This is a genomic window from Oceanospirillum sanctuarii, from assembly GCF_002150805.1.
Classification (GTDB): Bacteria; Pseudomonadota; Gammaproteobacteria; order Pseudomonadales; family Halomonadaceae; genus Oceanospirillum; species Oceanospirillum sanctuarii.
Genome location: NZ_MTBA01000004.1, coordinates 111,851 through 124,388, shown reverse-complemented (window position 1 = coordinate 124,388; position 12,538 = coordinate 111,851). Strand labels below are relative to the sequence as shown.

The window sequence follows — 12,538 nt, the reverse complement described above, 5'->3', positions numbered from 1 at the left end:
CAGTGTTTTAAAAGCGGTAGCGGACAGAGCCGAAGAAGGTCCGGCCTTCTACATTGTAGTCGTCGCCACCGTAAGTCTGGTTGCTGACGTAATTTTCGTCAGTGACGTTCTTTACGCTAAAGACAAGTTTCAGATCTTTTTGCAGATCATAACCTGTATTCAGGTGAACGAGGGTATAGCTGTCTAGTTCGACCTCATTGTCATTATCTTTGTAGCGTTTGCCAACGTTCTCAATATCAATGCCTGCAGAAAGTTGGTTGATGCTATAAGTGGCAGACGCTGTAGTTTTCTGACGGGCAACAAATCGCAGATCTTTGCCTGTGTCTTTGTTTTCAGGATCAAGCGACTCATGTATAGCGGCAAGTTCCAGATTGCTTTCGGTGTACATAACCGTCAGCTCTTTACCGGTAATTCTTGAGTCATCACCGTTTTCGACAGAATCATTGTTGACGTTCAGAGGGTCATCAACCTCGGTCCGGTAAAGGGTTGCAATCGCTTTAACCTGACGGTTTGGAGTCAGAGTCGCACTAATGCTTTTAGTGGTGTAAGTCTCTGGCTCTGCGTCAGGGTTACCATAGTTCGGGTAGTAGAGATCGTTGAAGGTTGGCGTCTTGAAGCCAGTTGCCAGACTCGCATTCACTTTAATCAGCGAGTTAATGCGGTAACCTGCACCCAGGCCATAAGTAGTGAAATCGCCAAAACTCTCATTGTCGTCATAGCGAACAGAGGCTTCTGCGGTTGCGGTATTGTTATCAAAACCTGCACTGACAAATACGCCGGTATTGTCTCGACTTGTTTCGTCATAGGCGCTTCCACTCGGTGTGCTTTCACCTACATCATCAACCTGATAATCAAGACCGGCATGAACGATGACATTGGAGGTTGCCTGAATACCGACAATACTGCTGAAGAAATTGCTTTGTGTTTCGAAAGTATCACCTTTTTCGCCGTCTTCTATGCTTCTGCTGTGATCAAGCATTGAGCTGATACGGGTCTCAAGGTTGACGGTATCAGAGAAGTCGTGTGATACACCGGCATTGATGATCTGATAAGTAAAGTCGCTGCTACAGTCATTGGTACTGGAGCTGCAGCCATCATACTCGTTGTTGCCTGAAGAGTGAGAATACCCCGCTGAAATTTTAGTCGAGTCTGACAGCAGGTGTGAGCCTGACAGTGACAACGTCAGGTTTTCATAGCCATCATCTTCGTCAATATTGTTGTCAATGGCATCAATACCATCTGTCTGGAAACGACTAACAGTTGCTGAAATTTTAGAGCTGTTATCAGCATAGGTACCGGAAAGACTTGTGCTGAAGGTGTTATTGGAGCCGTAACCGGCTTTAATGCTGCCTCCAGTCTCTTTTGCAGAAGCCGTTTTGGTGAAGACCTGAATCACACCAGCGTTTGCATTACCGCCGTAAAGACTTGATTTTGGTCCACGAACAATTTCGATACGCTCGATAATGTCTGGATCAATATGCTCAAGACTGGCTGTACCACTGGTAGCTGAGCCAACAGGGATACCGTCAATCAAAACAAGGATATGTTTGGCATCAAGTCCACGCAGGTAGAGTGTACTTTGCGTGCCTGGTCCGCCACTGGTTTTGACCTGTAGCCCTGGTTGTTTGCTTAGTAGTTGGGGTAATGATGTAGCTTGCTGTTGTTCTATCTCTTCGCTTGTAATGACCTGTGTTGATTCTTCAACATTTTCTAGTGGTTGAGGCGTTCGACCCGCAGTAATCACAATGGTCATTGGGTCTGCAGCAAAGGCTGCAGGCGAAAGGGCGGCAGAAACAGCGGCGGCCAGTACAATTTTCTTCATGGTAAAACACAATCCTCAGCGCAATAGATAAGCGTGAGGGAGGGCAGGCGCAACAGCGGCAATGTCCGGTAGGAGATAGCTTGAGTTACACCGGTGTCGCCCTCCGCAACACCGTAAATACTCGGGAGTCAGGAATAACTCCGAAGCGTTGTGAGCTGGTAATCGGGCTTGTGTTTAGTCGTCTTGGACAAAATCACTTACCGTTGCGGGGGCAGCGCAGGAATTCCACCTGTTTCCCCAGCTCAAAACGTAGGCGCATCATATAGTTATCTTTTGTTGAGTCAAGCCAGTGATTTTCAGCTTGTTATGAGCGGTCTTCATTCTCTGTTGAATGATTTGCTGATTAGGTGCTCAATTTGCACAGTGCTACAATGGCGCCATTTCTCAGGTGAGCCGTCTTTTACGGCCCCTTTTTATAGCTTCTTGCAAAGGGTTCTCTATGCTCAGTTATCGTCACGCTTACCACGCGGGAAACCACGCCGATGTGATTAAGCACCTGACTATGGCGCTGATTTTTCAGTCGATGCACAAAAAGGCTAAGCCTTATTCATACATCGACACCCATTCCGGTGGTGTGGATTATGATCTGCTGAGTGAGGAGGCGGAGAAAACCGGTGAAGCTGGCGAAGGTATCGTGCGGGTGATTGACCATCCTGCTCTGCCTGAGAGCTACCGTGAGCTGATTAAAGCCTATAACCCTTCTGGTGTGCTGGAGTATTATCCCGGCTCTCCTGCTATTGCCCATCACTATCAGCGCGCTGGTGACAAACTACAGCTGATGGAGCTGCACAACAACGAAACCAGTACCCTGAAGCGAAAAGCATCCCGCTGGCCGGATACTGCTATTCATCACAGGGATGGCTTTGAAGGCCTGCCGGGTATTGTGCCGCCGGAACCTCGCCGCGGGGTTGTGCTGATGGATCCATCTTACGAGATCAAAAGTGATTACGATAAAGCGATCAAAAGCATTTCCAGCGCCTATAAACGATGGTCGACAGGTGTGTATGCGCTTTGGTATCCGGTACTGATTGCCGATAAAAGCCAGATGATGCTGGACAGTTTTGAGCGCAGTGGTATCCGCCGTATTCTGGTGGCGGAAATCTGTCGTGAAGCGCAGGAAGACGAGACTTTCGGCATGATCGGTAGCGGCATGATGATTATCAATCCTCCGTATCAGCTGGATGAAGAGCTGCAACAGTGCCTGCCGGAGCTTGCTAAAGCACTGTTGGGTGAAACTGGTGTGGCTGATATTCGTTGGCTGGTGGGCGAGTAAGCTGTCACTTCTTCGGGGGGGGGCAGTAAAAAGGTTGCAGAGAAGCGATCAACCTTGACTAAGGATGGGGTGGGATGGCGAATAAAAAGAGCACGAGTCAGGCATCAGAGCAAAAGTCACGCAAGGGGAAAGAGTCTCTATTGAGACGTTTGCTCGGTATCTGGCGTGTCTGGCCTCTGATGCTGGTTTTGCTGGTGCTCTGGTCCCTGATTGCTCCTTATTATGTCTATTCCCGCTTCAACAGCGAACAGCCGGTTGCCCGGCTTGAGTTTGAATCCCTCGGTAAAGATTGGTATCTGGCTTCGGTGACACGTTTTCCTGAATGTACGGTAGAAAATTATCGTATTCAGGGTGATCAGTGGCAGCTGGATGCCAGCTTTCTGAAATGGAAAGGCATTGCTGTTTTACTGGGTGCAGATTCCCGAGTGACGCTGGATCGTCTGAGTGGGCGATTCAGTGTCATTGAACAAGCGCAGAAGGCGGTGCCGAGCCTGCATGATCTTAAGCCTGAAACCTGGTTTGCCTTTGGTGAGTCTCTGGTGGAAGGGGCTGACAGTTTTCTGGTGGATACCCGATTTGGGTCGTCGACCTATATGTCGATCAACCCGCAACAAAGCTACTGGGTCTATAAAACAGAAGATGCCTTGATAGCCCGAAGCCTTCAGAAAAATCAAACCCTGATGGAAGATGGCGTAATGACGCTGGTGATTGATCAGAGCTGTGCTGATTCGGCTCCGAATATTCTGGAAATCTTTGCCCGTCAATGGAATTGGTGGTTATTGTCGGCAAAGCAGCTGTTCTGATTTCATTTTTACTCTTAGCATCTTAATTGGTCTGATCAGTCAGGCATAAAAAAACCCGGGCAAGCCCGGGTTTTTGGTGAGCGTTAAGCTCGATTCATTCCGATATCTGTCTTACAGGGAAGCCAGAATGTCGTTCAGAGTCTTACTTGGACGCATTACTGCATCAACTTTAGCCATATCAGGGTGGTAATAACCGCCCAGATCTGCAGCCTGACCCTGTGCATCAGCCAGTTCTTGGATGATCTTAGCTTCGTTCTCTGTCATTGCTTTAGCCAGAGGCGCGAAGCGTGCAGCCAGGTCAGCGTTTTCAGTCTGCTCTGCCAGGTACTGTGCCCAGTACATTGCCAGGTAGAAGTGAGAGCCACGGTTGTCCAGCTCGCCCACTTTACGGGAAGGAGACTTGTTGTTCTCCAGCAGCTGACCCGTTGCAGCATCCAGAGCTTTAGCCATCAGTTTTGCCTGAGGGTTGTCGTTCTTGATGCCCATCTCTTCCAGAGAAACAGCCAGAGCCAGGAACTCACCCAGAGAATCCCAGCGCAGGTGGTTCTCTTCCTGAACCTGCTGTACGTGCTTAGGAGCAGAACCGCCCGCACCAGTTTCGTACATGCCACCGCCGTTCAGCATAGGAACGATAGACAGCATTTTCGCAGAAGTACCCAGTTCCATGATTGGGAACAGGTCGGTCAGGTAGTCACGCAGTACGTTACCGGATACAGAGATGGTGTCTTTACCACGGATCATACGCTCCATAGAGGTACGGATCGCACGGCTGTAGCCCATGATACGCAGGTCCAGACCTTCGGTATCGTGCTCTTTCAGGTACTCTTCAACTTTCAGGCGCAGCTGACGGTCGTGAGCACGCTCAGCGTCCAGCCAGAAGATAGCAGGAGTGTCAGACTGACGGGAACGGGTCACAGCCAGTTTCACCCAGTCGCGAACTGCAGCGTCTTTAGTCTGACATGCACGCCAGATGTCGCCTTTCTCAACTTCGTGCTGCATCAGTACGGTGCCGTCGGATTTAACAACGCGCATAGTTCCGTCTTGCTTCAGCTCGAAAGTCTTGTCGTGAGAGCCATATTCTTCAGCTTTCATCGCCATCAGACCAACGTTAGGTACAGAGCCCATAGTGGTCGGATCGAATGCACCGTTAGTCTTACAGAAGTTGATCATCTCCTGGTAGATACGTGCATAAGTAGACTCAGGCATTACTGCTTTAGTGTCTTTAGTCTTGCCGTCACGGCCCCACATCTTACCGGAGCTACGGATCATCGCAGGCATGGACGCATCAACGATTACGTCGCTTGGGATGTGCAGGTTGGTGATACCTTTAACGGAATCAACCATTGCCATTTCAGGACGGTGCTCGTAGCAAGCGTGGATCGCTTCTTCGATCTCTTCCTGCTGAGACTGAGGCAGTGTTTTGATCTTCTCGTAAACACTGTTCATACCGTTGTTCGGGTTAACACCCAGCTGCTCGAACAGCTCGCCGTATTTCTCGAACACTTCACGGTAGAAAACACGTACCGCGTGGCCGAATACGATCGGGTGAGAAACCTTCATCATGGTCGCTTTAACGTGCAGAGACCACATAACGCCATCTTCTTTACACTCCTGCAAAGTGCGCTCGAAGAAAGCGTCCAGCGCTTTAGCGCTCATGAACATGCTGTCGAATACTTCACCGGCTTCCAGAGGAATGGTTTTCTTAACTTCAACATTGCCGCTCTTATCAACGAACTCGATACGAACGTCATCAGCAGCGTCCATGGTTACAGACTGCTCGCTGGAGAAGAAGTCACCACCACGCATGTAGTCAGCGTGAGACTGGGATGCCATGCTCCATTTGCCCATGGAGTGTGGGAACTTACGTGCGAATGCTTTTACAGCCGGAGGCGCACGACGGTCAGAGTTACCCTGACGCAGAACAGGGTTTACCGCACTACCCAGAACTTTGGAGTAGCGAGCCTGAATGTCTTTCTCTTCGTCAGTGGTTGCTTCATCCGGGTAGTCCGGCAGGTCGTAGCCCTGGGACTGCAGCTCAGCGATAGCTGCTTTCAGCTGAGGGATAGAAGCAGAAATGTTTGGCAGTTTGATCAGGTTGCAGGATGGATCTTTAGTCAGTTCGCCCAGCTCTGCCAGAGTGTCAGTAACCTGTTGTTCTTCGGTCAGACGCTCAGGGAAGCCAGCCAGAATACGGGCTGCAACGGAGATATCAGTTGTTTCGACTTTAATACCCGCAGCAGAAGTGAAAGCGCGAACGATTGGCAACAGAGAGCCAGTCGCCAGAAACGGCGCTTCATCAGTGAGGGTGTAGACGATTTTTTGCTCTGAATTTGGAGTTGGAGTTGTCATTTTTATCCCTTTAGTTATGGCGTGTAGCCAAAGACCTAAGACGAGATGACTTGTGGTCATCTAAGATCTGAAGGAGTTTTAATTCTGTCTGTTGGCGCTGGATTGTACTAAAAAACAACGCCTTTTTATATGGTGGAGAATTACAACTTATGGCTAGTAAATACCTATTTAAGGCTTAGATGGGAAATTTTTTTACAAAACGGCCTGCAATGTCTGCTGCAAATCTGTTTTGTGGAGTAAAAACAAGGTGTTGTCAGATAGTCTGAAAGCAAAAAGCCCGCAAGGTGCGGGCTTTTATGGAGCTGGAACACAGAGGTTATTCGCAGATCAGATCGATGTAGTCTGCTGACAGATCGCGGTCGATATAGGCCATGCCCAGCAAGTTGAGATAGTCCATGCGATCCGCTTTCATCAGATCGATAGAAGGAACTGTCTGGCCGTTTTCCTGATACACACCCGCCAGAAACGCCAGGTAGTTTTCACCTTCTTTGACCATTAGCAGGCTTGCTGCGCCGACATCCGGATTAACCGACGTGTTAACGTCATCCGGCAGCGTTACGGAAAGTACAACCGGTTGTTCGTCGCCTTCGATGCGAACACTGCGGTTTCTGACGGTTTGCTGCGCCCAGTAGTAGGCCAGCTCTTTGCATTGGGTCAGAAAAACAGGTTCCGTAGTTTCGGTGTAGTGATCATCGCCAATGGTTGCCATGGTTTTCTTGGCGGCTTCTTTCAGAGCCAGATCACCGGAGCGTTTCAGCCCCTCTTCCTGAATGGCATCTACCAGTGCAGATGAGGTGCCGTGATACCAGATGTTGCTTGTGGCAAAGCCCTGTTCGGTTAACAAATTTTTTGCATCTTTCAGAAAAGCTGGTGTTTCAGTTGTCATAGTCGGGCCATCTGTAAAAGTTAAACAATCTGTAAAAGTTGAACCGCTAATTCAGTTTGCAGTTAAATCGGGTTGCCATTCTAGCGTAAAAAACGTCTTTCTTCCCTTTGGGCTGTTTTGCTTCGATCCTGAAGCGCCGTATCAATCGTATCAATATTTCTTAATAAAAAAGGCGGCACCTTTTACAAGGGCCGCCTTTTTCAGGGTGTCTCTGAGTCAGAAGAATCTGACTCAGAGTGCTTCCCTTATCCAGTTTTACTGAACAGCGTTGGCTGCTTAGTTGAACTGGTTAGAGGTGTTTTTCGCACCGCCAGCTTTCAGAGCGTTCTCACCAGCGTAGTATTCTTTGTGATCGTCACCGATGTCAGAACCGGACATGTTCTGGTGTTTCACACAAGCGATACCCTGACGGATCTCTTTACGCTGTACGCCAGCTACGTAGCCCAGCATGCCAGCTTCACCGAAGTACTCTTTAGCCAGGTTGTCTACTGACAGTGCAGTAGTGTGGTAAGTCGGCAGAGTGATCAGGTGGTGGAATACGTTCGCTTCACGTGAACAGTCTGCCTGGAAGGTACGTACACGGTCGTCAGCAGCAGCAGACAGCTCAGAATCGTCGTACTTAGCGTTCATCAGGTCAGCACGATCGTATGCAGATACGTCCTTACCTTCAGCAGCCCATGCATCGTAAGTCTGTTGACGGAAGTTCAGAGTCCAGTTGAAAGATGGAGAGTTGTTGTAAACCAGCTTCGCATCTGGGTGTACTTTACGAACATCGTTCATCATGTCGCGGATTTCGTGAACGGTAGGTACCGCAGTCTCGATCCACAGCAGGTCAGCACCCGCGTTGATAGCTTCGATGCAGTCAAATACGCAACGCTCATGGCCAGTGCCGGAGCGGAACTGGTACAGACCGGAAGGCAGACGCTTAGGACGAACCAGCTTGCCGTTACGGCTGATCAGTACGTCACCTTCAGCGGTTTGCTCTGGAGTAACTTCTTCGCAATCCAGGTAAGAGTTGTAAACGTCACCTTGGTCGCCTGGCTCACGTACAACAGCGATCTCTTTAGTCAGACCAGCACCTTCAGAGTCAGTACGAGCAACGATGATACCGTCGTCTACACCCAGCTCCAGGAAGGCATAACGCAGAGCGCGGATTTTCGCGTGGAAGTCAGCGTGAGGAACAGTTACTTTACCGTCCTGGTGACCACATTGCTTCTCGTCAGCAACCTGGTTTTCGATCTGCAGTGCACAAGCACCCGCTTCGATCATTTTCTTAGCCAGCAGGTAAGTTGCTTCAGCGTTACCGAAACCAGCATCGATGTCAGCAATAATCGGTACAACGTGAGTTTCGTGGTTGTCGATCTTGTCCTGAATCTGTGCTTCCAGAGCAGCGTCGCCAGCTTGACGAGCAGCGTCCAGTTCACGGAACAGACCGCCCAGCTCACGTGCATCAGCCTGACGCAGGAAGGTGTACAGTTCTTCAACCAGGTCTGCTACAACAGTTTTCTCGTGCATAGACTGGTCAGGCAGAGGACCGAAGTCAGAACGCAGAGCTGCTACCATCCAACCAGACAGGTACAGGTATTTACGCTCGGTAGAACCGAAGTGCTTCTTGATAGAGATCAGTTTCTGCTGACCTACAAAACCGTGCCAGCAACCCAGAGATTGAGTGTACTTGGTTTTGTCTTTATCAAACTCAGCCATGTCACGACGCATGATGCCAGCAGTGTACTTAGCGATGTCCAGACCGGTCTTGAATTTGTTCTGAGCGCGCATACGTGCTGCGGACTCTGGGTTGATTGCATCCCATGGAGAACCGTTGGTTTCTTTCAGTGTTGCTACTGCATCGATGTCTTGTTTGTAAGTTGACATGCTTTTTCCTCTACAGAGTGTGCCTGTTAGGTTATTCCCTTAAGGCTTCACCGTTGTCGGATGCTTGTTCCGTTAACGCTGTGCCTGAAGCCTTAAGGTATCCTTTGTTCTGCTTCGATGTGCCGTCGGAGCAGATCCATTCTTGTTGTGCCTGTGATTTTGAAACAGCGTTAGTCGCTGTTTCTGTCACTCCGGCAGCTACGCGTTTTAAGTGTCAGAAATCTTCTTTGAAAATTTGTCCGGCGCTTAAAACGAGTGTTTGTCGTTTTGTGTGTTTTTACTATGCCCTAAGCTGTAAAGCCTTTGCAAACGCTACTTTGGGCTATATAAGTTGTTGTAACTACACTACAAATTGTTTTCTGTAGTCTGACTACCGTTTGAATGAATTTTTCTTGCTGCATCGCAAAACTGTTGTAGTTTTACTTTCAGAAATGACGGTTTTATGACGGGGTTTTGACGGCTGTATCTTATGGATTGTCGACAATCTGGTCGTTTTTAATGGTGTGTTATGAAGGTCGAAACTGAACAGTGTGTCAGGATTGCTTTCTATCTTAAGGCAGGTGGGGCTCAGAGGTCGGTATCTTGGGCTGTAACAGATTGTTATGCCAGAGCAGATTGGAAGGAGTAAAAAGAGAGAGCTGACAGTCACGATACGATTATCGTGACTGTCTACAATGGTTTAGTCACTTAGGAAAAGTGAACCACGGTTAACTAACTCTAATATAATTTCTTTAAATTCATTTGATGATGAAGATAATTCATCTTGTGTCAGATGTTTTTGCTCCGTGAGAAAGAGAGCTACCTGCTGATCCTGCTCTGAAACGTCAAATCCATCGCCATCAGTAAACAGCAAAATGCCATTTTCGGCATTTGAGAAGGCCAGTCGGCTACCTTCGCTCAGGCAAATTGCCATTCCGCTAGCGATTTCCTGCTCCAGTTCAGCAAGAGTCAGGGCTTTTTCAGCCGGAACCAATTGATCCAGGTACTTGGGCTGGGTCATATAGCGGCCAAACCAGGCTTTAATGGTCGCTTTGTCTGCCAGTTTTTCCTGAATAATCGCCTGTACGCGGCTGATCGCATCGTCACCGATCTCGCTGGTGTGGCTTTGCAGCGCCAGATCGGGATCTTTGTAGCGATCATCTTCACATAGTGACTCGCCAATATAGTCAGCCAGGGAGGTTACGATCTCATCGGCAGAAGGGGCGCGGAAGCCCACAGACCAGGTCATGCAGTCATCGGACTGGGATACACCATAGTGTGACAGTTGCGGCGGCAGATAGAGCAGATCACCCGGTTCGCAGACAAAGGTTTCTGTGGCATCGAATTCCTGAAGAATGCGCAGGGCAACATCCGGAATAAAAGGCGTTTTGTCATCAGCAAAACCACCGATCTGCCAGCGACGAGTGCCTTGAGCCTGCAGCAGGAATACGTCGTAGTAATCCAGATGCGGGCCAACGCTACCTTCTTTGGGGGCGTAGCTGATCATGATGTCATCTACACGCCAGCTCGGGATGAAATCAAAGGCTTCCATCAGGGCGGCGACTTCAGGGATGTAGTGATCCACCGCCTGAACTAACAGTGTCCAGTGAGTCTTAGGCAGATCATTGAAACGGTCTTCTTTAAAAGGGCCGTTTTCGAGGTGCCATTTTTCGCCATTAGGCCCGGTTTTCATTACAAGGCGAGATTCCACCTGTTCTTCAAGGGCTAATCCCGCCAGCTCATGCTCATCAATCGGGGATTCAAAATCTGGAATGGCATTTTTGATAAAGAGTGGCTTTTTCTGCCAGTAATCCCGCAGAAACTCTTCGTAGCTGATATGGCCCAGCAGGCTTTCAGGGAGCTGTAACATAATTATCTTTCCGGATATAAAATAAAAAAACGGGTGAATAAAGTTCTGCTGGCAGAACTTCTAAAAAAGAGCAGAACAGAGAAACACAAGCCAAAGAAAAAGGCCCTGACGGATATCAGGGCCTTCTCTTTTTAGACGTTGCTACTGAACGGAAGACCGTTAGATCGCTTTCGCCTGATCGATCGCGTTACCGATGTAGTTGTGCGGCGTCAGCTGCATCAGCTCATCTTTCGCTTCCTGCGGCATGTCCAGGGTCTGAACAAATTCCTGCAGGGTTTCTTTCGTGATCGCTTTACCACGGGTCAGCTCTTTCAGCTTCTCGTATGGTTTTTCGATGTTGTAACGACGCATTACAGTCTGGATTGGTTCAGCCAGTACTTCCCAGCTGTTTTCCAGGTCTGCATTCAGACGATCAGCGTTAGTTTGCAGTTTGCTGATACCTTTCAGGGAAGCCTGATAAGCGATCAGTGACTGGCCAAAACCAACACCCAGGTTACGCAGAACCGTGGAGTCCGTCAGGTCACGCTGCCAGCGGGAGATCGGCAGCTTAGCGGCCAGATGCTGCATGATAGCGTTAGCGATACCCAGGTTGCCTTCGGAGTTTTCGAAGTCGATCGGGTTAACCTTGTGCGGCATAGTGGAAGAGCCCACTTCGCCAGCGATAGTGCGCTGCTTGAAGTAGCCCAGAGAGATATAACCCCAAACATCACGATCAAAGTCGATCAGGATGGTGTTGAAACGAGCAACCGCATCAAACAGTTCAGCGATGTAGTCGTGTGGCTCAATCTGAGTGGTGTACGGGTTGAAAGTCAGACCCAGGCTCTCAACGAAAACTTTAGCGTTTTCAGCCCAGTCGATGCTTGGGTAAGCAGACAGGTGAGCGTTGTAGTTACCTACAGCACCGTTGATTTTACCCAGCAGTTCAACCGCTTCGATCTGTTTAACCTGACGCCGCAGACGCGCTGCAACGTTGGCCATCTCTTTACCCAGAGTGGTCGGAGATGCAGTCTGACCGTGGGTGCGGGACAGCATTGGCTGTTCGGCATTGTTGATTGCCAGCTGACGGATCGCTTCAACCACTTCTTTCATGGTTGGCAGAACAACATTGTCCAGTGCGCCTTTCAGCATCAGAGCGTGAGACAGGTTGTTGATGTCTTCAGAAGTACAGGCGAAGTGAACAAACTCAGTGATTGCCTGCAGTTCGCTGTTAACTTCAATACGCTCTTTGATGAAGTACTCAACCGCTTTTACATCGTGGTTGGTGGTGCGTTCGATCTCTTTAATGCGCTGAGCATCTTCTTCGCTGAAGTTGGCAACCAGATCGTTCAGAATCTGGTTTGCTTCTGCGCTCAGTGCAGGAACTTCAGCAATTTGATCGTGATCTGCCAGACGCTGTAACCAGCGGATTTCAACTTCAACACGGGCACGGATCAGACCAAATTCACTCACCCAAGGGCGCAGGTCAGCGGTCTTAGAGCCATAACGGCCATCAACGGGGGATATTGCGGTAAGGCTGGAAAGCTGCATTGTTTGTTACTGCTCTCTGTAAGCTGATTTCATGAAAGGCGCCATCATACCTGAAACTGAACTTTATTACAGGATTACCGCTAATGTTTCTCGGTCTAATGGCTTTGCAGAGGCTTGGGGCTGGGTTTTGTTGGCGGTTATAGCTGGTTTTATTGAT

At 49.1% G+C, this 12,538-nt stretch carries 8 protein-coding genes and 1 riboswitch; of the genes, 2 read left to right on the top strand and 6 right to left on the bottom strand.

Annotated elements, in window-relative coordinates; all coding sequences use genetic code 11:
• Window positions 1-7 precede the first annotated feature (7 nt).
• Window positions 8-1,822 (bottom strand): TonB-dependent receptor domain-containing protein, encoded by a 1,815-nt coding sequence (locus BV405_RS07510; RefSeq protein ID WP_086480263.1) that lies wholly within the window; start codon window positions 1,820-1,822, stop codon window positions 8-10.
• Between the two features lie 157 nt (window positions 1,823-1,979).
• Window positions 1,980-2,060: riboswitch (cobalamin riboswitch) on the bottom strand.
• Between the two features lie 201 nt (window positions 2,061-2,261).
• Between BV405_RS07510 and BV405_RS07505 the strand changes: the two genes are divergently transcribed.
• Both BV405_RS07505 and BV405_RS07500 read left to right on the top strand, forming a co-directional pair.
• Complete coding sequence (locus tag BV405_RS07505) at window positions 2,262-3,095, top strand: 23S rRNA (adenine(2030)-N(6))-methyltransferase RlmJ (RefSeq protein WP_086480262.1); 834 nt, start codon at window positions 2,262-2,264, stop codon at window positions 3,093-3,095.
• Between the two features lie 74 nt (window positions 3,096-3,169).
• Window positions 3,170-3,898 (top strand): hypothetical protein, encoded by a 729-nt coding sequence (locus BV405_RS07500; RefSeq protein WP_086480261.1) that lies wholly within the window; start codon window positions 3,170-3,172, stop codon window positions 3,896-3,898.
• A gap of 111 nt (window positions 3,899-4,009) precedes the next feature.
• On the opposite strand, the gene BV405_RS07495 is transcribed toward BV405_RS07500, so the two are convergent.
• The 5 genes from BV405_RS07495 to purB all read right to left on the bottom strand — a co-directional run bounded on the left by BV405_RS07495 (window position 4,010) and on the right by purB (window position 12,381).
• Window positions 4,010-6,247: an NADP-dependent isocitrate dehydrogenase gene (locus BV405_RS07495; RefSeq protein WP_086480260.1), complete on the bottom strand. Its 2,238-nt coding sequence runs from the start codon at window positions 6,245-6,247 to the stop codon at window positions 4,010-4,012.
• 316 nt (window positions 6,248-6,563) lie between these two features.
• A complete protein-coding gene (locus BV405_RS07490) occupies window positions 6,564-7,133 on the bottom strand; it encodes a hypothetical protein (RefSeq protein WP_086480259.1) in 570 nt (189 codons plus the stop codon).
• A gap of 276 nt (window positions 7,134-7,409) precedes the next feature.
• Window positions 7,410-9,005, bottom strand: a complete 1,596-nt coding sequence (locus BV405_RS07485; protein ID WP_086480258.1) for an isocitrate lyase — start codon at window positions 9,003-9,005, stop codon at window positions 7,410-7,412.
• Window positions 9,006-9,684: 679 nt separating this feature from the next.
• Window positions 9,685-10,854: a cupin domain-containing protein gene (locus BV405_RS07480; RefSeq protein ID WP_086480257.1), complete on the bottom strand. Its 1,170-nt coding sequence runs from the start codon at window positions 10,852-10,854 to the stop codon at window positions 9,685-9,687.
• 159 nt (window positions 10,855-11,013) lie between these two features.
• Window positions 11,014-12,381 (bottom strand): adenylosuccinate lyase, encoded by a 1,368-nt coding sequence (purB, locus tag BV405_RS07475; RefSeq protein WP_086480256.1) that lies wholly within the window; start codon window positions 12,379-12,381, stop codon window positions 11,014-11,016.
• Window positions 12,382-12,538 lie beyond the last annotated feature (157 nt).

Coding starts and splice junctions, on each gene's coding strand:
- BV405_RS07480 (WP_086480257.1), bottom strand. CDS start 10,854: ATGTTACAGCTCCCTGAAAGCCTGCTGGGCCATATCAGCTACGAAGAG.
- BV405_RS07500 (WP_086480261.1), top strand. CDS start 3,170: ATGGCGAATAAAAAGAGCACGAGTCAGGCATCAGAGCAAAAGTCACGC.
- BV405_RS07485 (WP_086480258.1), bottom strand. CDS start 9,005: ATGTCAACTTACAAACAAGACATCGATGCAGTAGCAACACTGAAAGAA.
- BV405_RS07510 (WP_086480263.1), bottom strand. CDS start 1,822: ATGAAGAAAATTGTACTGGCCGCCGCTGTTTCTGCCGCCCTTTCGCCT.
- BV405_RS07495 (WP_086480260.1), bottom strand. CDS start 6,247: ATGACAACTCCAACTCCAAATTCAGAGCAAAAAATCGTCTACACCCTC.
- BV405_RS07505 (WP_086480262.1), top strand. CDS start 2,262: ATGCTCAGTTATCGTCACGCTTACCACGCGGGAAACCACGCCGATGTG.
- purB (WP_086480256.1), bottom strand. CDS start 12,381: ATGCAGCTTTCCAGCCTTACCGCAATATCCCCCGTTGATGGCCGTTAT.
- BV405_RS07490 (WP_086480259.1), bottom strand. CDS start 7,133: ATGACAACTGAAACACCAGCTTTTCTGAAAGATGCAAAAAATTTGTTA.